Origin of the sequence: Empedobacter falsenii, from assembly GCF_019308355.1 — a bacterium.
GTDB lineage: Bacteria > Bacteroidota > Bacteroidia > Flavobacteriales > Weeksellaceae > Empedobacter > Empedobacter falsenii_B.
In genome coordinates, this window is record NZ_JAAGKM010000007.1 from 35,116 (window position 1) to 56,919 (window position 21,804).

Sequence of the window (21,804 nt, forward strand, 5' to 3'; positions counted from 1 at the left end):
TTATTATTTAATTACAATAAACTTCCATTTCTTCATAAAGTTCTACAGCAAAATCTATAACATCTCCTAAAGGACCACAATCTTCATATACAAATCCAACTCCACATCTTTCAACAGATACATCCCAGCATTCTACTGAAGTTACATCTTGTTTATCTTCAGTTTCTGTTTCATTTGCCATTGCAAAAGTTCCGATAAGTGCAAAAGCACTTGCTAATAACATTTTCTTCATTTTTTAAGTAATTTAGTTTTTTAATAATCAATCATAGTTTGCAACCTACAATTGCCTCTGTACTCTTCCCTTTGTTAGGTACATTCAATAATAATAATAATAATAATACACAAATCTTTTTGCAACTTAAGTATATAAAAACAAATAATTTAATATTTGGTTTATTCTAATTCAATAGGGTTATAAGGCATTCCACCAAAATTGGTTATAGGTTTCTTATTTTCGTCAAGTGCAACTCCTTTTAACCTTTCAGCTGCATTTTCATGATAATCTTTTTCAGCTTTATAGAATTCTGTTTTCTTAACTTTTATAGGTGTTTTTTCACCTTGTGCTAAATAGATTTGTTTAGGATTTTGGTTGCTAGCGTTTGCTGTAAAATGATAATGTTCTTTATCATCATAAATCTCTAAAATAAGACCAGGCAAACCATAAAATTTATACGGACCAGCATTCATTGGGATTTCGTCAGTGTACCAAGCCGTCCATTTTCTACCACCGTAGTTTACAGTCGCTTTTTTTGCAGTATAATTCAAGATTTGTTTGGTGTCATTCAGTAGTTTCCAATCTAATTTTGGTAACGTTTCTTTGTAAAGAAAATCATTCGGAGAGATTCTATCAACAAATGTAAGTTCATCATTTTCTTTCTTTAGAATAAGTTGATATTTAAAAGCAGATTTAAAACTTTGAGACATTATTTGATTAAATTCATTCGTCTTAATTGTAGGTAAATGACTAAAACTTTCAAGAATAGAATCCGTACCGATTTGATTGTAATCGACGAATTTATTGTAACGTTTACCAATTTGTAAAAGTGCTAAACCAGTTTTTGTTTTTTCAGGTTTTTTTACATTACGAACAATTTTGTAGTCATAAATAATGTTGTAATTGGACAACTCGTAATTCGTTTGCGAATATTTAATAGGCGCAAAGGATATATCAGTTTTTATTTGTGGCTGTGCATATACAATGCAACCAATAAAAATGATAAAATAGTATAGTAATTTCATTATAAGGTTGTTAATTATGATGAAATTACTATAAATATTTTTATTCTACAAATATAGTATTAATTTATTTTTAAATTATTTATCACGTCAACCAACTTTTTAGTCAAGTTTTTACGGTTGAATTGTTGAACTTCCTCTTCGTTTGTTTCAAATTTTTGGTTTGGATTTTTCAACCATTGATTGTAAATCGAGAGAATGTACGTTTTGATTTCATTCACTTGTTGATGATAAAAATAATCACCTGCTTTAGTTTTTTGAAGTATTTTTTCGACATCAGCATCTGCTGGACCAACTGCTAAAATTGGATTTCCAGTTGCCATATATTCGAATAATTTTCCTGGAATAATTCCTTTCGAAGCAACATTATCAAAATTTGTTAACAACAGAATATTTGCAGAATTAATCGCATTTAACGATTCTTGGTGCGAAACATAACCGTGAACAATTAAATTATTTTGTAAACTTTGTTCAAGAATTGATTGTTTGACATCATCGGCTAAAGAACCATAAAAATTAAGTTTAAAATCTTCTCGAAACGATTGATTTTCGTTGCTAATTTCAGCTAAAGCTTTCCACAAAGCGATTGGATTTCGAAGCATTTCCAAACCTCCAGAATACGTCAAATGAAAGTGATTTTGATCTTTTTCTGTTTGTTGTTTTACTTCTTCAAAACCATTTGTAATTACTTCTACATGTTTTGCACCAATCTTCTTGAAATTTTCTCCATCAGCATAACTTGTTGCTAAAACAACATCTGCTTTTTGCATTACTTCACGCTCTAAATCTTCGTGTTTTTTTGCAGCCCAAAAAGTTAATTTCAATTCTTTGTGATAACTAATTTGAGTCCATGGATCACGAAAATCTGCCAACCATTTGAGATTTGGTAATTGTTTTTTCAATTTCAAACCGATTAAATGTAAACTATGAGGCGGACCAGAAGTTACAATCGTATCTATATTTTCTTTCTGTAAAAAGTCTTTTAAATATTCCGCAGAAGGATTTACCCAAAACTTGCGCGCATCTGGAATAAAGAAATTTCCACGCACAAAAACTGACAATCTCGACATGAAAGATTGATTTTCTTTCTTTTCGAAATGTCCACCTTTATAAGCTTTATTCTTTGGATTCAGTTTTTCTGCTAACTGATAAGGTTCCCAAATTTTATTCTTGATGATTTTAACTTTTGGATTAATGTCCTTGGCTAAAGTTTCATCGAGAATTGGATAAGAAGGGTTTTCTGGAATGTAAACGTAGGTTTCATATCCAAATTCAGGAAGATATTTTGTGAATTTCAACCATCTTTGAACACCAGGACCTCCCGCAGGAGGCCAGTAATAGGTGATGATTAATATTTTTTTCATTCCAAAATTAAGCCTTTTCAGCGGCTAAGTTTAAATTCTCTTTTGTAGAACATTTTTTATATCCCAAATAAATACCTCCAGCCACAACGATTAAAAGTAAAATATTCGAAACTATCACAATCATATTTCCAGTAGAAATAACTTGTGGTTTAAATTCCATCACGATTGTGTGATTTCCTTTTTGCACAGGAACTGCACGCAAAACGTAATTCGCTTTTTCGATCGGAACTTCCTTTCCATCAACTGTTGCAGTCCATCCATGTGGATAATAAACTTCTGAGAAAACAGCAATTTGATCTGTATTAGAAGAAGATTTGTACGTCATTTTCATTGGTGAATAATCAACCAATTCAATCTTTGCATTAGCATCTGCCGAAACATTCAAGTTTTTATTCTCAACCAAATCTTTACGTAAAATTACTGTATGATCAACTGGTGTAGAATTTATCGCTAAGATTTCATCATTTGCATTTTCTGTCCATTTGATATTTGAAGCTAACCAAGCACTTCCCAAAGCTGTAGGATTTTGCTGTACTTGGGGTTCCGTTGGACTTCCATGAATAATGTATTTCGTATTCATCATATTCAATACATTAATCAAACCTGTTTCATCTTTGATTCCGTATTTTTTCAATTGCGGATCTTGAGAAAAATAGATATCCACAACATCTTGGTATTTTCCTAATTTCGCCGCATGATAACCACCAATTGAAGGAACAAAATATGAAGTTCCAGCTTCATTAAATGTACTCAAAACTGTATTGTATACACGGAAATGCGATTTATCTTGTTTTGAAATATTTGATAATAAATTATTCAACGGAACTTTGTAAGCAATTTGCGCTACATTATTGTTGTTCTGAGCTTCGGTTTGTAAACGAGGCGACATTTCAGTTGGGAAAGGATTATCAACAATGTATTTAGATACAAAATTATCTTCGTTCAAATATCTTTTATTCACCGTAAATCCGTCAATAAAAGCCAATGCACCAATCGCTAAAATGACGATAATTGGTTTTTTGATAAACTTGAATAAATAAGCCAACAACAAAGCCATTGTGAACAAAACAAAAATCAATGTGCGAACTGTATCCGCTTTAAACATAGAAATTCTATCTTGAATTAATGCTTCATCTAATCGTTTTATCAATCCATCCCAAAGTCCGATTGCATTTGGATTTGCTTGCTGAATTTGTCCGATTAATTGTTCAGTCATTAATTTTTCATTCTCTGATGTAAATGGAAAAATCATTCCACCGAATAAGAAGAATATAATTAAAATTCCAACTGTAGAACCACCAGCTATATAAAGTACTTTCTTTTTGAATTCATCTGATTCGTCAGAATTAAAGAAATAATATAAAGTCAAAATTGCTAAGAAAGGCATTGTAAATTCGGCAATTACCAAGATTGATGATACAGCGCGAAACTTATCATACATCGGGAAATAATCAATAAATAAGTTCGTAACGAATGGTAAATTTTTACCCCATGCCAAAATGAAACTTAGAATCGTTGCTCCAACTAACCATTTTTTATAGGTCGCGTATTTTCCACGTACCATAAACATTCCGATAATAAACAAGAAAACGACTACAGCTCCCTGATAAGCTGGACCAGAAGTTCCTGGCTGATCTCCCCAATATGCACTTCTCGGTTGACTTGCCACAGCTTGAAAAACTTGCTGATTGAACTCGTCTTCACCAAGACTATATTGAGTATTTTGTAATTCTGATGTATAATTCTTTAAATCTTCTGGATTCGTTTGCGAACCACCCCCCATCAAATTTGGAATAAAAAGATTTAATGTTTCTAATTTTCCATAACTCCATTGTGTGATATAATCGTGATCTAATCCGTTCGAATTCTTTTTCAACAAGGTCATCTCAGATTTCCCACGAGTCGTTTCTTTACTATATTCGTAAGTTGACAATAATCGATTTGCATTCAATCCTGCTGCAATAATTACAGCGACAACTACTAATGCAGATGATTTTAAGAAATCTGGTAATTCTTTTTTCTTTAAACTATCAATAAATTGAACAATTGCAAAAACCAACAACGCTAAAAACAAATAGAACGTCATTTGAATGTGATTGGCTTGTAATTGCAATCCCATAAACAAGGTTGTGAGTACAAAACCTGCAATGTATTTTTTGCGATACAATAGAAGAATTCCAGCAACCAAAGGCGCGAAATACCCAATTGTATGTAGCTTTCCGTTATGTCCGGCTGCAATTAATTCGAAATAATACGAACCAAATGCAAAGAAAATTGCACCGACTAAAGCATATTGCCACTTTTTGAAAAGCGTTAAGCCAAGAATAAAAAATCCTGTAAACAACAAGAAAATGTAATCTGCTGGACGCGGTAAAAATCTGAATGCGCCATCAATGGTTTTGATGATATCAAAACTATATTTCGCACCAGTTTGATAGGTTGGCATTCCACCAAACATCGCATCAGACCAATAGACATTTTCTCCTGTTTTGTCTTGATACGTCAACATTTCTTGCGCACTACCCTTGTAGTTGATAATATCAGGCTGAATAACAGATTTTCCCGATAAAACTGGTGAACAATACACCAATGCAATCACTGCAAAAAGCAGCAATGAGATAAGAACGTAGAGTAAATTCTTTTTATTTTTCATCCTTTTTTTCTTCGATTATTTCGTAATCCACCGTTTCGGCGTCTATATTATATTTCGGTTTGTCGAAAGATGTGTTTGGTTTCGATTCGTTGTACGAATCATTTGAGTTTTGGCTCTGATTATAAGCATTTCTTTGCTGATTAATTGCTTCTTGAAAAACCTTTTTCACTGCAAATACTTTTCTTAAAAATCTAAAAATCGTTAAGAAAATAATACTTAAAATTATAATCCAAATAATTGTTTTCATTTTAGTTAACTGTTGTGACAGTTGTAACCGACTCAGTCATCGTTTGTTTTTGACCTTGCGCTTCTACTGTACGTTTTAATGTTTCCTTTTTCGTTAAATTAACTTTGTTGATCCAACCAGATTTTGTATCCAACAAAATTTTTCCATCTACATTCGCACTACTATTCGCAGACATTGTAACACCTTGCTGCGACTCATTACCTTTCAAACTTTGCGTTCCATTTACAGTAATTGTCGTATTTGCAGGCTCAACACTTGCTAAAGTTCTCTTCATCGAAATATTTCCTTTCATTGGACCTTGATCAATTTTTTGACTATCGCTCCAAGATTCTTTAAGCGCTAAAGTTTTGTTAGGAAAAATATTCATCGTTTCTTCAAATTGAGAAGAAATTGCTTGTTTGTTTAATGAATTATCGATAATCTGTGTAAAGAATTTAAATTCTTCTGCACTTACTTGAGTTTTTACAGAATTTAAAATTGATTTTTTAATTTCATCTAATCCATCAACGCTTACAACTTTTCCTTTCTGATCAACTTTCATTGTATACGTTTTTCCTGTCATAGCTTTGTAAATCGACCAAGAAACCGCAATATCTTTGTTCGCTGGTTTCGCAGCATTTGTGTCATACGAAATTGATTTTCCCGAAGGATCTGTCATTTTCTCGCTATATTGTTTAGATTTCACTTCTAATGTATACACACCATCTTTGAAATCTTTTACCGTATAATCAATTTGTTTTTTACTTTCACTTGACATTTTTTGAGATTGTTTCCCGTCCGAAGCCGTGTGAGTTGTTTTAATTCCCAACGTCATTGGATAAGTCTTTCCTATCTCCAAATTGTATTTGTATGCATATTTGTCATCTGCACCTTTTGTTATTGCAACAACTTCTGTTTCAGCAGGCGTTTCAGCGATTTTCAAAGAATCTGTTGTTTCTATTTTGGCAACTGTATCACCTTTTTCGTTCACAATTAATTCTTTTCCATCTTTATCTTTTCCTACGACTTTATCATCTTTTTTACATGAAACAACTGCCATTGCGACAGCCATCATGAATAGTAATTTTTTCATATCAATTTTATGTTTGATAGTTGGTTTATTGCCAAAATCAATCCAAAAATAAGGATTTTAGTTGATTTTTTAACATTAAGATTTTAAAACAATCATATCTAGAAAATTAGATGATTGAAAAGAATTTATTGTCAATCTAGAAAATTATAAAGTATTACAAATTGTCATAATTAATAAATACAAAAAAAGCCTCCCAATTTGGGAGGCTTTTTACTATATAATCGAATAGATTATGCTTCTTCTGTACTTTCAGTTTCAGCAGCTGGTGCAGCTTCTTCTGTTTTAGTACTTTTTTTACTACGACGTGTAGTTGCTTTTTTCTCTACTTTCGCGTTAGTGTAGATATCATTGAAATCTACTAACTCGATCATTGCAGTATCAGCACCGTCACCTAAACGGAATCCAGTTTTGATGATACGAGTGTATCCTCCTGGGCGATTTGCAATTTTAGGAGCTACAGTTCTGAATAATTCAGTTACAGCTTCTTTATCTTGTAAGTATGAAAATACAACGCGACGGTTGTTAGTATCGTCTGTTTTAGACTTTGTCAATAAAGGCTCAACATATGTTTGTAATGCTTTAGCCTTTGCTACTGTTGTGTTAATTCTCTTGTGAGTAATCAACGCTATAGCTAAATTAGATAATAAAGCTCTTCTATGAGAGGCAGTTCTACCTAAATGGTTAAATTTTTTTCCGTGTCTCATTTTTTAATAAAATTATTCTACGTCTAACTTATATTTTACGATGTCCATTCCAAAGTTAAGACCTTTGCTGTCCACCAATTCTTCTAACTCTGTAAGAGATTTCTTACCAAAGTTTCTGAATTTCATTAAGTCAGACTTAGCGAAAGAAACTAATTCGCCTAATGTTTCAACTTCAGCTGCTTTTAAACAATTTAATGCTCTTACTGATAAATCCATATCTACCAATTTTGTTTTCAATAATTGGCGCATATGTAATGCTTCTTCATCATAAGTTTCACCAGATGCAACTTCTTCCGCTTCTAATGTAATTCTCTCATCTGAGAATAACATAAAGTGGTGAATTAAGATTTTAGCTGCTTCAGTTAAAGCATCTTGAGGTGTTATAGAACCATCTGTTGTAATTTCAAAAACTAATTTTTCGTAGTCAGTTTTTTGTTCTACACGATAGTTTTCAATTGCGTATTTTACATTCTTAATTGGAGTGTAAATTGAGTCAATTGCTATAGTACCGATTGGCGCAGAAGCCTTTTTATTCTCATCAGCTGGTACGTATCCTCTACCTTTTTCGATTGTAAATGTAATTGTTACGTTTACTTTAGCGTCTAAGTTAGCGATAACTAATTCAGGGTTTAAAACTTGGAATCCAGAAATAAATTTCCCTAAATCACCTGCTGTTAATTGATCTTGCCCTGAGATAGTAGCAGTTACAGTTTCAGCATCTGATTCATCAATTTGTTTCTTAAAACGAACCTTTTTCAGATTTAAAATGATCTCTGTAACATCTTCCACTACTCCTGGAATAGTTGAAAATTCGTGCTCAACTCCTTCAATTTTGATTGAAGTGATCGCATATCCTTCTAATGAAGAAAGTAACACTCTACGTAGAGCATTTCCAACTGTAATCCCGTATCCTGGCTCTAATGGACGGAACTCGAATTGTCCGAATTTAGAGTCAGACTCTACTAAGATTACTTTGTCAGGTTTGATGAAATTTAAAATAGTCATTTTATTAGTCTGATTTTAAGGTTTATTTAGAATATAACTCGACGATTAATTGCTCTTTAATATCTTCTGGAATTTGAACTCTTTCTGGAGCTTTTGTGAAAGTTCCTGATTTTTGTTCGTCGTTCCAAATTAACCAATCGTACTCGCTACGTGCGTGTAAAGAGTTTGTGATTGCAGTTAAAGATTTAGATTTTTCTCTAACAGCGATTACATCACCAGCTTTTAATTGGTAAGAAGGGATGTTCACGATTTCTCCGTTTACAGTTACGTGTTTGTGAGATACTAATTGACGTGCAGCACTACGTGAGTTTGCGATACCTAAACGGTAAACTACGTTATCTAAACGAGATTCACATAATTGTAATAATACTTCACCTGTAATTCCTTTAGAAGCATTTGCTTTTTTGTATAAGTTAGCAAATTGACGCTCTAAAATACCGTAAGTATATTTTGCTTTTTGTTTTTCAGTTAACTGAATAGCGTATTCTGATTTTTTAGCTCTTCTTTTGTTAGGTCCGTGTTGCCCTGGAGGATATTTCTTTTTCTCAAAAGATTTATCGTCACCGAAAATTGGTTGTCCAAATTTTCTTGCAATTTTAGTTTTTGGTCCTGTATATCTTGCCATGATTTGTTACTATTAAATATATTAAATAATTAAATTGAGAAAAATGATTATACTCTTCTCTTTTTAGGTGGACGACATCCATTGTGTGGTAATGGAGTAACATCAACGATTTCAGAAACCTCGATACCACCGTTATGAATTGTTCTAATAGCAGATTCACGACCTTGACCTGGTCCTTTCACGAATACTTTTACTCTTCTTAATCCTGCTTCGTATGCAACTGTTGTTGCATCTTGAGCAGCTACTTGAGCAGCGTAAGGAGTGTTCTTTTTAGATCCACGGAATCCCATTTTACCTGCTGAAGACCAAGAGATAACTTCACCGTTTTTGTTTGTTAAAGTAACGATAACATTGTTAAACGATGCTTGAATATGAGCTTGTCCAGTAGCTTCAATAACTACTTTTCTTTTCTTTACTACTTTCTGATTTTTTGCCATGATCCTATTTATTATTTAGTGGCTTTTTTCTTGTTAGCAACTGTTTTCTTTTTACCTTTTCTTGTACGTGAGTTATTTTTTGTTCTTTGACCACGTAATGGTAAACCTAATCTGTGACGAATACCTCTTTGACATCCGATATCCATTAAACGTTTAATGTTTAATTGGATTTCTGATCTTAATTCACCTTCTACTTTGAAAGTTTCATTGATCGATGCACGGATTGCGTTGATTTCTTCATCAGTCCATTCGCTAACTTTTGTATCTTCTGAAATATTATTTTCAGCTAAGATTTTAGAAGCACTGCTTCTTCCGATCCCGTAAATGTATGTAAGTCCGATTACCCCTCTTTTGTTTTTAGGTAAATCTACACCTGAAATTCTTGCCATAATTCTAAATAATTAACCTTGTCTTTGTTTAAACTTAGGATTCTTTTTGTTGATCACATACAAACGTCCTTTACGACGCACAATTTTACAGTCAGCACTTCTCTTTTTAATGGATGCTCTAATTTTCATCTTTGTAAATTTATTTATAATCCGATAGAGTTAACGTATCTACATTAACTCTATCACCAGTCGTTATTATTTCTTTTAGTATCTGTAAGATATTCTACCTTTCGTTAAATCGTAAGGAGACATCTCTATTTTAACTCTATCACCTGGTAATAATTTGATATAGTGCATACGCATTTTACCAGATATGTTACATGTTACAACATGTCCATTTTCTAATTCGACACGGAACATTGCATTTGATAATGCTTCTGTAATCGTACCGTCTTGTTCAATATGTTTTTGTTTAGCCATAAATCTTTTTAATAAAATCTTATTAGATATCTCTTGAAGTTCTACCTGAAGACATTAAACCATCGTAACGGTGATTTAATAAATATGTATTAATTTGTTGTACAGTATCTAAGATAACTCCCACCATAATTAACATTGATGTACCTCCAAAGAACATTGCTAAGCTCTGTTCTACACCTAATAATTTTACAATCGCTGGCAAAACAGCAAGCAAAGTTAGTAAAATTGCTCCAGGTAACGTAATTTTTGATAAAATTTCGTCTAAAAAATTTGCAGTTTCTTTTCCAGGACGGATTCCAGGGATGATTCCTCCGTTACGTTTAAGATCTTCTGCCATTTGGTTTACTGGGATTGTGATTGCAGTATAGAAATATGTGAAGATAATAATTAGTAATCCGAAGATCAAATTGTATTCCCACGTAAATGGATCTGCCATTTTCGCGAAGAATGCTTTTACTGGACTTCCTTCGTCTAAGAAATAGTTTGCCAATGTTCCTGGTAAAAACATAATTGCTTGTGCGAAGATAATAGGCATTACACCTGCTGCATTTACTTTAAGTGGAATATATGAACGTACAGAGTCTGTAACTGATCTCATATATGAACTACTTGAAGTTTGCGCTCTTCTTACATATTGTACTGGTACTTTACGCACCGCTGCAACAATCATAATACACATTGCAATAACTAGGATTAACCCTAACATTTCTATCAAGAAGAAAATACCGTTTGAAGGGTCAACTTCAAATGCATTAAATATTGCTTTTGGTAAGTCGGCTAGGATACCAACCATAATTAAGATTGAAATACCGTTACCTATACCTTTGTCAGTAATTTTTTCTCCCATCCACATGGCAAAGATTGTCCCTGTAATCAAAATGATTGTTGAAGGGAACCAGAACCAAAAGTTGGTTGGAGGAATTACATAGATAGCATATGATGAAGTTGGATCGTAAGGTAAAATTTGAGAAGTTACCAATGTAAGGTATGCTGGTGCTTGCACCAAACAAATCCCGATTGTTAACCATCTCGTAATTTGGTTTACTTTGTTACGTCCGCTTTCTCCTTCTTTTTGTAGTTTTTGGATGTAAGGTACTGCTAATCCCATCAATTGTATAACAATCGAAGCAGAGATATAAGGCATAATTCCTAACGCAAATACGGAAGCTCTCTTAAAAGAACCTCCGGTAAAAGAGTTTAATAATCCTAAAATTCCTGAATTTGCATTTTCTTGGTCTGCAACAAAACGATTAACCTCGTTAATATCGACACCTGGAAGTGGAATATGAGAACCGAATCTATAAACCAACAATAGAAGGATAGTTACAAGTAACTTATCCTTCAATTCTTTTATGCTCCAGATATTTTTTATGGTCTGTATAAACCCTTTCATCTATAAAATATATTCTTAAGCGTTAACTAATTCTACTTTACCTCCTGCATTCACAATAGCTTCTTGAGCTGTTTGAGTGAATTTATCAGCAGTAACATTAACAGTTGCTTTTAACTCTCCACGACCTAAAATTTTCACTAAGTCATTTTTGTGAGCTAATCCTAACTGAACTAATGTTTCTTTATTTAAAGTATCTGTAATTTTGTTGTTATCAACTAATTGTTGAATTGTATCTAAATTGATTCCTGTGTACTCAACTCTGTTGATGTTTTTGAAACCAAATTTAGGTAAACGTCTTTGTAAAGGCATTTGTCCACCTTCGAAACCGATTTTTCTTGAATAACCAGAACGAGATTTAGCACCTTTGTGTCCACGACCTGCTGTCAAACCGTTTCCACTACCTTCACCTCTACCTTTACGGAATTTATTTTGTACTGAACCAGCAGCTGGTTTTAAATTACTTAAATTCATTTTTAATAATTTTTAAAAGGTTAAAAGCGATTAAGCTCTTTCTACTACTACTAAGTGTGAGATTTTACGGATCATTCCTTCAATTTGAGGAGTTGATTCGTGCTCAACAACTTGATTCAACTTTTTTAAACCTAAAGCAACTAATGTAGCTTTTTGAGATTTATCACGGTTGATTGCACTACGTGTTTGTTTTACTCTTACTTTGCTCATTTTACTTTTTTTTAACCGTTGAATACTTTAGTTACAGAAATACCTCTTTGACGAGCAATAGTCTCTACAGAACGTAAGCTTAATAAAGCGCGGAATGTAGCTTTTACTGCGTTATGAGGGTTAGAAGAACCTTTTGATTTTGATAATACATCATGTACACCAACTGATTCTAATACCGCACGTACTGTACCACCTGCAATTACCCCTGTACCTTTAGATGCTGGACGGATGAATACTTGCGCACCACCGAAACGAGCTTCTTGTTCGTGAGGAATTGTGTTGTTAAATAACGGGATACGTACTAAGTTTTTCTTAGCGTCTTCGATAGCTTTAGCGATTGCAGAAGCTACGTCTTTAGATTTCCCTAATCCGTAACCTACTACTCCGTTTCCGTCACCTACTACTACGATTGCAGAGAAACCAAATGCTCTACCTCCTTTTGTTACTTTAGTAACACGTTGTACTCCAACTAAACGATCTTTTAAATCTAAACCTGTTGGTTTTACTCTTTCTACGTTTTTAAATCCTAACATAATTTCTTTCTCTTTTTTAGAATTTTAATCCACCTTCTCTAGCACCATCTGCTAAAGCTTTGATTCTACCATGATATACGAAACCGTTACGATCAAAAACTACAGTTTCAATTCCTTTTGCAATAGCTTTAGCAGCTAATGCTTTACCAACTGATACAGAAACTTCAGATTTTGTACCTTCTACAGCAACACCTTTTTCACGAGATGATGCAGAAGCTAAAGTTACTCCATTGTTATCGTCAATAATTTGAGCGTAAATTTCTTTGTTAGAACGGTAAACTGATAAACGAGGTTTAGTTTCTGTTCCAAAAATATTTCGACGCACGCGTCTTTTTATTTTTTGTCTTTTTTCTACTTTAGATAATGCCATTTTTCAATGATTTTTATGCAGATTTACCTGCTTTTCTTCTAATAATTTCTCCTACGAATTTAATTCCTTTTCCTTTGTAAGGCTCTGGCTTACGGTAAGAACGAATTTTCGCTACAATCATTCCTAATAATTGATTATCATGAGATGATAATGTAATAATAGGATTTTTACCTTTTTCTGTTAAAGTTTCAACTTTAATTTCAACAGGTAATTCAATAACGATATTGTGAGAGAAACCTAATGACAAATCTAATTTTTGTCCGTTGTTAGATGCTCTATAACCAACACCAACTAATTCTAATTGTTTTTTAAAACCTTCTGTTACACCAGTAATCATGTTATTGATTAATGAACGGTATAAACCATGTAAAGCTTTGTTATCTTTAGAATCGTTTGGACGAACTACAGTTAAAACTCCGTCTTCGATTGTTAAATCAAATCCTTCTTTTAACTCTCTTGTCATTGTAATGTTGTTACCTTTTACAGTAACTACGTTATCTTTAAATTCAACAGTTGCTGCTGCAGGGATGTTGATATGTGCGTGTCCTATTCTTGACATAATTTCTTAATTTTTTAAAAGATTAATAAACAAAACATAAAACTTCACCACCTACATTCTCTTGACGAGCTTGTTTATCTGTCATCACACCTTTAGAAGTTGAGATGATAGCAACACCTAAACCGTTTAATACACGAGGTAATTCTTTAGATCCTGCGTATTGACGTAAACCTGGAGTTGAAGCTCTTTTGATTTTACGGATAGCTGGCTCTTTAGTAACTTTGTCGTACTTTAAAGCGATTTTAATTGTTCCTTGAGGTTGATCTTGTCCTTCGAATTTGTAGTTCAAGATGTAACCTTGTTCAAATAAGATCTTAGTGATCTCTTTTTTAATTTTAGATGCAGGAATTTCCACTACTTTGTGTCCTGCCATCATTGCATTTCTAACGCGAGTTAGAAAATCTGAAATTGGATCTGTATACATAAATAATTCTATAGTATAGCGCGTAAGCACTACTTTTAAAATTAAACTTTTACCAAAATGCACTATGCATTTGGGTTGCAAATATATTGCATATTTTTTAATTACAAACTATTAATCTAAATAATTTATTTTTAATCGTTTTATAACTAGGGATTAAGACAAAACATGAAACTCAATCTTTATATTTATTTATCTTTTTAATCGATCTCAACAATTAATTCTTGATGTAATCTTCTATTTTTATTCTTAAAAAATAGCTGAAAGTCAAAACAATTTATATAAATTTGATTTGGCTTTAGGGGTATTCTGAAAAGAATTGAGAGAGTCCCTTTGAACCTGATACGGTTAACACCGACGTAGGGAAAAGCAATATCTATGCAATTATTTAATATTTGCAACGCTTTATTTTCAAAGAAAATCCTCTTTAGCCATTAATTGTTTCATCTAAAAAATTATCAATTAATGGAAAATCTAATTATTCAAAATTTACATGCTGTCCGGACAAAAAATCCGCTTGTTCACAACATCACCAATTTTGTGGTGATGAACAATACTGCAAATGCTCTTTTGGCAATTGGAGCATCGCCTGTTATGATACATGCACACAAAGAAGTGGAAAATATCGTCAAAATCTCAAATGCATTAGTCATCAATATCGGAACTCTTGATGATTATTGGGCAGAAAGCATGCTAATTGCAGCAAAAAAAGCAGATCAACTGAATAAACCTTGGGTATTAGACCCTGTTGGAGCTGGAATTTCAACTTTCAGAAATGAACTTATAAAAGAACTGCTTCGCTATCATCCTACTGTCATAAGAGGAAATGCTTCAGAAATTTTAACTTTAGATACCTTCGAAGCTGTTCAGGGAAAAGGAGTCGACAGTACACATCAAAGTAATCAAGCGATAAAAGCAGCACACAATTTAAACCAGAAAATTGGATCTGTTGTTTGCATTTCAGGTGCTTCAGATTTTATTGTATCCAACAATCCGATAATTGAAATTAAAAATGGTCATGAATTGATGACTAAAGTTACTGGTTTAGGTTGTTCAGCAACAGCTAGCATCGGTGCTTTTATTGGCCTTAATAAAAATCCTTTCCTCGAAACGGTTAGCGGCATGGCCATATTTAGTTTAGCAGGTGAATTGGCACAGAAAAAAAGTAATGGCCCAGGAACCTTACAAATGAATTTGTATGACACGTTATACCATATATCTGCAGAAGAAATTCAAACAAATTTGAAAATCTCAGTTTATGAAGATTAATCCAACTTTTCCTTATCCTTTGTATTTAGTCATTTCTGAAAAAGATTGTACGCATCTTCATTGGTTAGATGTTGCAGAGCAAGCAATTATAGGTGGGGTTGATATCATTCAGCTTCGGGAAAAAAATTGCACTGTCAGCGAGTATATTTCAAAAGCTACAATATTAAAAAAAATTACGGACCACTACAATATCCCTTTGATTATTAACGATTCATTAGAAGTCGCAACCGCTGTTAACCCTTGGGGAATACATGTCGGGCAGTCAGATATATTACCTTCTGAAATTCACAAAAATGCACAAGCTCTAAAAAATATTGGTTGGTCTTTAGAAATTATCAAACAGTTGAATGATGATGAAATGAAATATGTACATCATTTAGGGGTAAGTCCAATATTTTCGACTCCAACAAAAACCAATACGATTACTGAATGGGGTTTTGAAGGATTAAAATTTTTGAAAACTAAAACATCAAAACCATTGATTGCAATTGGCGGAATTAATGAAAGTAATATTGCTAAAATCATACAAGCCGGTGCAGATAGTGTTGCAATTGTTTCTGCAATTTGCGGAAGCAAAAATCCAAAAAAATCTGCCCAAATTTTAAAACAAATTATTAACGAAAATGAATACCATCCAAAAAGCATATAGTGTCTTAACAATTGCCGGATTTGACGGAAGCGGTGGCGCTGGCATACAAGCTGATACCAAAACAATTTCCGCTCATGGCTGTTATGCAACAAATGTATTGACAGCCTTGCCTGTTCAAAATACACAAGGCGTACAAAATATTTACGAAATTCCTGCACAAGCAATTCGTGAACAAATTCAATCCATATTAGAGGATATTTATCCTGATGCAATAAAAATTGGAATGGTTCATAGTGTTGAATTGGTTCATATCATTTCAGAGGAATTAAAAAATTACAATAGACCGATTGTTTATGACCCTGTCATGGTTGCGACAAGTGGACATCGGTTAATCAAAGAAGAAACACTTGAAGCTTGCATAGAAAAGCTTTTTCCTTTGGCCACGCTTATCACGCCAAATCTTGATGAAGCAAGTATTTTGGTAAATCATAAAATTGATTCTGCTGAATTGATGCTTTCTTATGGAGAAACGATTTTAAATTTAGGTTGTCAGAATCTTTTATTAAAAGGCGGACATCTTCAGCAAGAAAAAATTATCAGTTATTTATTTCAAAAAGAACAACCTGTACAAAGTTATACCTCTCAAAAAATAGAGACAAAAAATACGCATGGTTCAGGCTGCACACTATCTTCTGCAATTGCGTGTAATTTAGCTTTGGGGGTTTCACTCACACAAAGTGTACAACTAGCACAAGAATATGTTGAACAAGCAATATTAGGAAGTAAAGACCTAACAATTGGAAAAGGAAATGGACCTCTTAATCATTTATTTAATCCACAAAAATTAAAAACCTATGACATTCACAACTAAAGCTTGGGAAACCATCGCGCCTATTTACAATGATATTCTAAATATGCCTTTTATAATTGAATTGCAAAATGGGTCATTACCAATAGAGAAATTTCAGTTTTACATGTTACAAGATGCAAAATATTTGGAACATTTTGGGCGAGTATTAGCTGCCATTGGATCAAAATCTGAAGACAATCAACAAGCCATTGACTTTTTCGAATTCGGAAAAAATGCATTAATTGTTGAACGTGCTTTACACGAATCCTATTTTGAGGATTTTGGATTATCGCAAAACATCATCATCGAAACACAACCTGTTTGTCACCATTATTCACATTTCTTAAAAAGTACAGCTGCATTCGAACCTATTGAAATTGCATTAGCTGCTGTTTTGCCTTGCTTTTGGATTTATAAAGAAGTTGGTGATGAAATCATCAAAAATCAAACAAAAGAAAATAATCCATATCAAAAATGGATTGAGACCTATAGTGGAGATGAATTTGGTGAAGGTGTAAAAAAAGCGAAAAGTTATGTTGATAAGATTGCAGAAGGAGCAACTGAAAAAATAAAAGAACAAATGCTAGAAGCTTTTGTCAAAGCAAGCGAATTAGAATTTCAGTTTTGGAATGCATCTTATGAAAATATCACATGGGAAAGAAAATAAATGCCATCTTTTTTGATTTTGATGGGGTAATCGTAAATAGTCAACAATTATGGGAGCTGATGTTTGATGAAGTCATTAAAATATATCGGTTGGATACGATATGTTTGGTAGAAAATGACGGAATGAATTTCACAACAAATGAAGCAATCCAATTGATGTTAGAAAATCAGCAACGCTTTACAAATCATTTGTACGAGGAAATAATCGATTGGACAGAAAAATTTTATGTCGAAAACTTTCATCAGTTTGTACAATTAAATGACCACGTTGCTGAGATGTTGGAACATTTAAAAGCCAATCAAATTCAAATTGTTCTTGTTTCCAATTCCTCTAGAAGACAAATTAAGTATGCTTTTCAACAATTAAAACTTCATTCCTATTTTGATCACACTATTTCAGCAGATGATGTTTCAAAAGGCAAACCAAATGCAGAACCTTATTTAAAAGCTTTATCATTATGCGAAAAGCAAAAGGAAGAAGTTTTAGTTATCGAAGATTCACTCACCGGAATTAATTCAGCAAAAGATGCTGGTTTAAATTATAAAATTTACAACAATTCAGATTTTTGTCTTCAGCCAAATTACATAGCTGATTTTAGGGAATTGATCAAAGAAATATAAACCTTACAAAAACAAAAAAATCCTTACTCAATAAAGAGTAAGGATTTAATATTTCTAAAGCTATTGGTAAATTACCAAGACGCTTTTTTAACACCTGGGATTAACCCTTCGTTCGCCATTTCGCGGAAAGTTACACGAGAGATCCCGAAAGTTCTCATGTATCCTCTTGGACGACCTGTTAATTTACAACGGTTGTGTAAACGTACAGGAGAAGCGTTTTTAGGTAATTTTTGTAATGCTTCGTAGTCACCAGCTTCTAATAAAGCTTGACGTTTCGCAGCATATTTAGCAACTAATGCTTCTCTTTTGCGCTCACGCGCTTTCATTGATTCTTTAGCCATGACTTCTTATTTTTCTTTAGTAAATGGTAATCCGAATTTAGATAATAAAGCTTTAGCTTCTTTATCTGTGTTCGCTGAAGTTACAAAGGTAATATCTAAACCTTGAATTTTCTTGATTTTATCAATATTAATTTCTGGGAAGATAATTTGTTCTTTGATACCTAAGTTATAGTTACCTCTACCGTCGAAACCTGTAGAAGAAATACCGCTAAAATCACGTACACGTGGTAAAGCTGCAGATACTAAACGGTCTAAGAATTCATACATTTTCTCACCACGTAAAGTTACTTTAGCCCCAATTGGCATTCCTTTACGTAATTTGAAAGCTGCTTCATCTTTCTTAGAAATTGTTCCTACTGCTTTTTGACCAGTGATTAATTCTAACTCTTCGATAGCGTAATCAACGATTTTTTTGTCAGCTGTAGCCGCACCTAAACCTTGAGATAAAACAATTTTCTCTAATTTAGGAACTTGCATAATAGATTTGTATCCGAACTCTTCTTTAAGAGCAGCTACAATCTCTTCTTTATATTTAACCTGCGGACGAGGTGTGTATGTTGTTGTACTCATCTTAGATAGCTTTTCCTGATTTTTTAGCAATTCTTACTTTTTTCCCTCCTTCTTCTTTGATCGCTACTTTCGTTGCTTTCCCAGTTTCTGGATCTACTAAAGCCAATTTACATAAATAGATTTGAGCTTCTTTTTCAACAACTCCACCTTGTGGATTTTGTGCGCTTGGCTTTACACGTTTTTTTGCAATATTAACCCCTTCAACGATAGCTTTAGCTTTGTCAGGGAATACGCGTAACACAGTACCAGTTTGACCTTTGTTAGATCCTGATAAAACGACTACTTTGTCTCCTTTTTTAATTTTTAACTTTGCCATGTTGTTCTATTATAATACCTCTGGGGCTAATGATACAATTTTCATATATTCTTTATCACGTAACTCACGAGCAACTGGACCGAATACACGAGTACCACGCATTTCTCCTTGAGTGTTCAATAATACACATGCATTATCGTCGAAACGGATATATGAACCGTCTTTTCTACGAACTTCTTTTTTAGTTCTAACTACAACAGCTTTTGATACAGCACCTTTTTTAACGTTTCCTGAAGGTGTAGCTTCTTTGATCGCAACTACGATTTTGTCACCTACTGATGCGTATCTTCTTTTAGTACCACCTAAAACGCGGATTACTAATGCTTCACGAGCTCCTGTGTTATCTGCAACTTTTAATCTAGATTCTTGTTGTAACATAACTTATCTTATTTAGCTCTTTCAATGATTTCTACTAATCTCCATCTTTTGTTTTTAGACAAAGGACGAGTCTCCATGATACGCACTGTGTCACCTTCGTTACACTCGTTATTTTCGTCGTGCGCTGTATATTTCTTCGTTTTTAAAACGAATTTCCCATAGAATGGGTGCTTTTGCTTCTTAGTTTCAGCTACAACAATGGTTTTTTCCATTTTGTTTGATGTAACTAAACCTACTCTTTCTTTTCTTAATTTTCTTTCCATCAGTTACAGATTACTGTTATGATTGTTTTTCGTTTAACACGGTATTCAAACGAGCAATTGTTCTGCGTAAGTCTCTAATACCGATTGGATTTGCTACAGGAGAAACAGCGTTTGTCAATTTTAATTGATCGTAGTTCGCTTGTTCTTCAGCTATTTTAGCTTGTAACTCCTCAACACTTAGATTTCTAATATCTGCTGCTTTCATTTTTTCTTAATTTTTGAAATTATTAATTTTGGAAATCACGTGCAACGATAAACTTAGTCTTAACAGGTAACTTCTGAGCTGCTAAACGCAATGCTTCAGTTGCAACCTCTAATGGCACACCTCCTACTTCGAATAAGATACGACCTGGTTGTACAGGAGCTACCCAATATTCTGGTGCACCTTTACCTTTACCCATACGTACCTCTGCTGGTTTCTTAGTAATTGGTTTATCTGGAAATATTTTAATCCATAATTGACCCTCTCTCTTCATGAAACGAGTTGCAGCAATACGAGCTGCCTCGATTTGACGTGCTGTAATAAACGCTTCGTCTAAAGATTTGATCCCGAAAGTCCCGTAAGCTAATTGAGTTCCTCTGTGAGAAACACCTTTCATCTTACCTTTTTGGGTTTTTCTAAACTTTACTCTTCTCGGTGATAACATATCTACTTAATTCTTTATGTTAGTTGTTAAACTAAATTATCGCTTTCTATTATTAGATCTTTCACCTCCCTTTCTGTTGTTGTCAGATTTTTTTTGTTTTTTCTGTAATCCAACTAAAGGAGATAATTCTCTCTTACCATATACCTCACCTTTCATGATCCATACTTTGATCCCTAAACGACCGTAAGTTGTATGAGCTTCTGAAATGTGGTAATCAATGTCTGCACGGAATGTAGACAAAGGAATACGTCCATCTTTATAAGTTTCAGAACGTGCCATCTCTGCACCGTTTAAACGACCAGAGATTTGAACTTTGATTCCTTCTGCGTTCATTCTCATTGCTGATTGAATTGCCATTTTAATAGCACGACGGTAAGAAATACGATTCTCAATTTGACGAGCGATACTATCCCCTACTAAGATTGCATCTAATTCTGGTCTCTTAATTTCGAAGATGTTAATTTGAACCTCTTTACCAGTGATTTTCTTTAACTCTTCTTTTAATTTGTCAACTTCTTGTCCACCTTTACCAATAATGATACCTGGACGAGCAGTAGTTACAGTTACTGTAACTAATTTTAAAGTACGATCGATGTAAATACGAGAAACTCCGGCTTTAGACAAACGTGCTCTTAAATAAGTACGAATTTTTGCATCTTCTGCAATTTTATCACCGTAATCATTTCCACCGTACCAGTTAGAATCCCATCCTCTGATGATTCCTAAACGATTTCCGATTGGATTAGTTTTTTGTCCCATATTCTTAATCTTGTACTTTTTGTTTATCTTCTTTAGTTCCTAAAACCAAAGTTACATGGTTTGAACGTTTTCTGATTCTATGTGCTCTACCTTGAGGTGCAGTACGAATTCTTTTTAATTGACGTGCACTATCAACAGAGATTTCTTTAACATATAATCCAGCTTCTTCAACATCAGCTCCTTCGTTTTTGATTTGCCAGTTAGCGATAGCGCTTAATAACAATTTCTCTAAACGGATTGAAGCGTGGTTTTTAGTATATTTTAAAATACCTAAAGCTTTTTGAATTTCAACTCCACGGATAATATCTACTACTAATCTCATCTTACGAGGAGAAGTAGGAACATTATTTAATTTCGCAAAAGCTACCTGCTTGTTAGCTTCTTTGATTCTTTCGTTACTTAATCTTTTTCTAGATCCCATGGCCC

Annotated in this window: 34 protein-coding genes and 1 riboswitch; of the genes, 5 read left to right on the plus strand and 29 right to left on the minus strand. The window is 33.4% G+C overall.

Annotation, left to right across the window (positions count from 1 at the left end; translation table 11 throughout):
* Positions 1-7 precede the first annotated feature (7 nt).
* From G0Q09_RS04825 to rpsH, 20 genes are all read right to left on the minus strand, one after another.
* The gene (locus G0Q09_RS04825; protein WP_125349688.1) at positions 8-232 is read right to left on the minus strand and encodes a hypothetical protein; all 225 of its coding nucleotides are present in this window, start codon (positions 230-232) and stop codon (positions 8-10) included.
* Positions 233-393: 161 nt separating this feature from the next.
* The gene (locus G0Q09_RS04830) at positions 394-1,239 is read right to left on the minus strand and encodes a GLPGLI family protein (RefSeq protein WP_219034153.1); all 846 of its coding nucleotides are present in this window, start codon (positions 1,237-1,239) and stop codon (positions 394-396) included.
* Positions 1,240-1,298: 59 nt separating this feature from the next.
* Positions 1,299-2,600, minus strand: a complete 1,302-nt coding sequence (locus G0Q09_RS04835) for a glycosyltransferase (protein ID WP_219034154.1) — start codon at positions 2,598-2,600, stop codon at positions 1,299-1,301.
* Between the two features lie 7 nt (positions 2,601-2,607).
* Positions 2,608-5,253: a YfhO family protein gene (locus tag G0Q09_RS04840; protein ID WP_257468064.1), complete on the minus strand. Its 2,646-nt coding sequence runs from the start codon at positions 5,251-5,253 to the stop codon at positions 2,608-2,610.
* Positions 5,243-5,500: a hypothetical protein gene (locus tag G0Q09_RS04845; protein WP_125349691.1), complete on the minus strand. Its 258-nt coding sequence runs from the start codon at positions 5,498-5,500 to the stop codon at positions 5,243-5,245. The genes G0Q09_RS04840 and G0Q09_RS04845 overlap by 11 nt, the downstream gene beginning before the upstream one ends.
* A gap of 1 nt (position 5,501) precedes the next feature.
* The gene (locus tag G0Q09_RS04850) at positions 5,502-6,572 is read right to left on the minus strand and encodes a DUF6263 family protein (RefSeq protein ID WP_257468065.1); all 1,071 of its coding nucleotides are present in this window, start codon (positions 6,570-6,572) and stop codon (positions 5,502-5,504) included.
* A gap of 230 nt (positions 6,573-6,802) precedes the next feature.
* Positions 6,803-7,276, minus strand: a complete 474-nt coding sequence (rplQ, locus tag G0Q09_RS04855; RefSeq protein WP_038335555.1) for a 50S ribosomal protein L17 — start codon at positions 7,274-7,276, stop codon at positions 6,803-6,805.
* A 12-nt stretch (positions 7,277-7,288) separates the two neighbouring features.
* Positions 7,289-8,281: a DNA-directed RNA polymerase subunit alpha gene (locus G0Q09_RS04860; protein WP_038335552.1), complete on the minus strand. Its 993-nt coding sequence runs from the start codon at positions 8,279-8,281 to the stop codon at positions 7,289-7,291.
* Positions 8,282-8,303: 22 nt separating this feature from the next.
* Entirely contained in the window at positions 8,304-8,906 is a 603-nt protein-coding gene (rpsD, locus tag G0Q09_RS04865) for a 30S ribosomal protein S4 (RefSeq protein ID WP_114999018.1), read from the minus strand.
* Between the two features lie 47 nt (positions 8,907-8,953).
* The gene (gene rpsK / locus G0Q09_RS04870; RefSeq protein ID WP_019974178.1) at positions 8,954-9,343 is read right to left on the minus strand and encodes a 30S ribosomal protein S11; all 390 of its coding nucleotides are present in this window, start codon (positions 9,341-9,343) and stop codon (positions 8,954-8,956) included.
* 11 nt (positions 9,344-9,354) lie between these two features.
* The gene (rpsM, locus tag G0Q09_RS04875; protein ID WP_038335547.1) at positions 9,355-9,732 is read right to left on the minus strand and encodes a 30S ribosomal protein S13; all 378 of its coding nucleotides are present in this window, start codon (positions 9,730-9,732) and stop codon (positions 9,355-9,357) included.
* Between the two features lie 12 nt (positions 9,733-9,744).
* Positions 9,745-9,861, minus strand: a complete 117-nt coding sequence (gene ykgO / locus G0Q09_RS04880; protein WP_013598490.1) for a type B 50S ribosomal protein L36 — start codon at positions 9,859-9,861, stop codon at positions 9,745-9,747.
* A 75-nt stretch (positions 9,862-9,936) separates the two neighbouring features.
* Positions 9,937-10,152: a translation initiation factor IF-1 gene (infA, locus tag G0Q09_RS04885; protein WP_019974180.1), complete on the minus strand. Its 216-nt coding sequence runs from the start codon at positions 10,150-10,152 to the stop codon at positions 9,937-9,939.
* A 22-nt stretch (positions 10,153-10,174) separates the two neighbouring features.
* Positions 10,175-11,545, minus strand: a complete 1,371-nt coding sequence (gene secY, locus G0Q09_RS04890) for a preprotein translocase subunit SecY (protein ID WP_038335544.1) — start codon at positions 11,543-11,545, stop codon at positions 10,175-10,177.
* Between the two features lie 15 nt (positions 11,546-11,560).
* Positions 11,561-12,016, minus strand: coding sequence for a 50S ribosomal protein L15 (rplO, locus tag G0Q09_RS04895; RefSeq protein WP_114999016.1), 456 nt, complete (start codon positions 12,014-12,016; stop codon positions 11,561-11,563).
* Between the two features lie 30 nt (positions 12,017-12,046).
* The gene (rpmD, locus tag G0Q09_RS04900; RefSeq protein ID WP_038335538.1) at positions 12,047-12,226 is read right to left on the minus strand and encodes a 50S ribosomal protein L30; all 180 of its coding nucleotides are present in this window, start codon (positions 12,224-12,226) and stop codon (positions 12,047-12,049) included.
* An 11-nt stretch (positions 12,227-12,237) separates the two neighbouring features.
* Positions 12,238-12,759, minus strand: a complete 522-nt coding sequence (rpsE, locus tag G0Q09_RS04905; RefSeq protein WP_114999014.1) for a 30S ribosomal protein S5 — start codon at positions 12,757-12,759, stop codon at positions 12,238-12,240.
* A gap of 16 nt (positions 12,760-12,775) precedes the next feature.
* Positions 12,776-13,129, minus strand: a complete 354-nt coding sequence (gene rplR / locus G0Q09_RS04910) for a 50S ribosomal protein L18 (RefSeq protein ID WP_114999013.1) — start codon at positions 13,127-13,129, stop codon at positions 12,776-12,778.
* Between the two features lie 13 nt (positions 13,130-13,142).
* Positions 13,143-13,688, minus strand: coding sequence for a 50S ribosomal protein L6 (gene rplF, locus G0Q09_RS04915; RefSeq protein ID WP_219034155.1), 546 nt, complete (start codon positions 13,686-13,688; stop codon positions 13,143-13,145).
* A gap of 22 nt (positions 13,689-13,710) precedes the next feature.
* Positions 13,711-14,112: a 30S ribosomal protein S8 gene (rpsH, locus tag G0Q09_RS04920; RefSeq protein ID WP_019974187.1), complete on the minus strand. Its 402-nt coding sequence runs from the start codon at positions 14,110-14,112 to the stop codon at positions 13,711-13,713.
* Between the two features lie 287 nt (positions 14,113-14,399).
* Positions 14,400-14,492, plus strand: a riboswitch (TPP riboswitch).
* Between the two features lie 82 nt (positions 14,493-14,574).
* Between rpsH and thiM the strand changes: the two genes are divergently transcribed.
* Genes thiM through G0Q09_RS04945 form a run of 5 tightly spaced genes read left to right on the plus strand, consistent with a single transcriptional unit; the run spans position 14,575 to position 18,104 of the window.
* A complete protein-coding gene (gene thiM, locus G0Q09_RS04925) occupies positions 14,575-15,378 on the plus strand; it encodes a hydroxyethylthiazole kinase (RefSeq protein ID WP_038335529.1) in 804 nt (267 codons plus the stop codon).
* Positions 15,368-16,027 carry a thiamine phosphate synthase gene (thiE, locus tag G0Q09_RS04930; RefSeq protein WP_038335526.1) on the plus strand — a complete coding sequence of 220 codons (660 nt, stop codon included), beginning with the start codon at positions 15,368-15,370 and terminating at the stop codon, positions 16,025-16,027. The genes thiM and thiE overlap by 11 nt, the downstream gene beginning before the upstream one ends.
* Positions 16,002-16,838, plus strand: a complete 837-nt coding sequence (gene thiD / locus G0Q09_RS04935; protein WP_038335524.1) for a bifunctional hydroxymethylpyrimidine kinase/phosphomethylpyrimidine kinase — start codon at positions 16,002-16,004, stop codon at positions 16,836-16,838. The genes thiE and thiD overlap by 26 nt, the downstream gene beginning before the upstream one ends.
* On the plus strand, positions 16,822-17,484 hold the full coding sequence (gene tenA / locus G0Q09_RS04940; protein WP_038335522.1) for a thiaminase II: 663 nt from the start codon (positions 16,822-16,824) through the stop codon (positions 17,482-17,484). The genes thiD and tenA overlap by 17 nt, the downstream gene beginning before the upstream one ends.
* A complete protein-coding gene (locus G0Q09_RS04945; RefSeq protein ID WP_125349695.1) occupies positions 17,469-18,104 on the plus strand; it encodes an HAD family hydrolase in 636 nt (211 codons plus the stop codon). Before tenA ends, G0Q09_RS04945 begins: the two co-directional genes overlap by 16 nt.
* A 71-nt stretch (positions 18,105-18,175) precedes the next feature.
* On the opposite strand, the gene rpsN is transcribed toward G0Q09_RS04945, so the two are convergent.
* The 9 genes from rpsN to rplV are packed head-to-tail and all read right to left on the minus strand — an operon-like array spanning position 18,176 to position 21,799.
* The gene (gene rpsN, locus G0Q09_RS04950) at positions 18,176-18,445 is read right to left on the minus strand and encodes a 30S ribosomal protein S14 (protein ID WP_019974193.1); all 270 of its coding nucleotides are present in this window, start codon (positions 18,443-18,445) and stop codon (positions 18,176-18,178) included.
* 6 nt (positions 18,446-18,451) lie between these two features.
* Positions 18,452-19,015 (minus strand): 50S ribosomal protein L5, encoded by a 564-nt coding sequence (gene rplE, locus G0Q09_RS04955; protein WP_038335516.1) that lies wholly within the window; start codon positions 19,013-19,015, stop codon positions 18,452-18,454.
* A gap of 1 nt (position 19,016) precedes the next feature.
* Complete coding sequence (gene rplX / locus G0Q09_RS04960; protein WP_038335509.1) at positions 19,017-19,331, minus strand: 50S ribosomal protein L24; 315 nt, start codon at positions 19,329-19,331, stop codon at positions 19,017-19,019.
* Between the two features lie 9 nt (positions 19,332-19,340).
* Positions 19,341-19,709 carry a 50S ribosomal protein L14 gene (gene rplN, locus G0Q09_RS04965; RefSeq protein WP_019974196.1) on the minus strand — a complete coding sequence of 123 codons (369 nt, stop codon included), beginning with the start codon at positions 19,707-19,709 and terminating at the stop codon, positions 19,341-19,343.
* A gap of 8 nt (positions 19,710-19,717) precedes the next feature.
* Positions 19,718-19,972, minus strand: coding sequence for a 30S ribosomal protein S17 (gene rpsQ / locus G0Q09_RS04970; protein ID WP_019974197.1), 255 nt, complete (start codon positions 19,970-19,972; stop codon positions 19,718-19,720).
* Positions 19,973-19,988: 16 nt separating this feature from the next.
* Positions 19,989-20,177 carry a 50S ribosomal protein L29 gene (gene rpmC, locus G0Q09_RS04975; protein ID WP_038335494.1) on the minus strand — a complete coding sequence of 63 codons (189 nt, stop codon included), beginning with the start codon at positions 20,175-20,177 and terminating at the stop codon, positions 19,989-19,991.
* Between the two features lie 22 nt (positions 20,178-20,199).
* Positions 20,200-20,619 (minus strand): 50S ribosomal protein L16, encoded by a 420-nt coding sequence (gene rplP / locus G0Q09_RS04980; protein WP_019974199.1) that lies wholly within the window; start codon positions 20,617-20,619, stop codon positions 20,200-20,202.
* A gap of 36 nt (positions 20,620-20,655) precedes the next feature.
* Entirely contained in the window at positions 20,656-21,378 is a 723-nt protein-coding gene (gene rpsC / locus G0Q09_RS04985; RefSeq protein WP_019974200.1) for a 30S ribosomal protein S3, read from the minus strand.
* 4 nt (positions 21,379-21,382) lie between these two features.
* Positions 21,383-21,799, minus strand: a complete 417-nt coding sequence (gene rplV, locus G0Q09_RS04990) for a 50S ribosomal protein L22 (protein ID WP_019974201.1) — start codon at positions 21,797-21,799, stop codon at positions 21,383-21,385.
* Positions 21,800-21,804 lie beyond the last annotated feature (5 nt).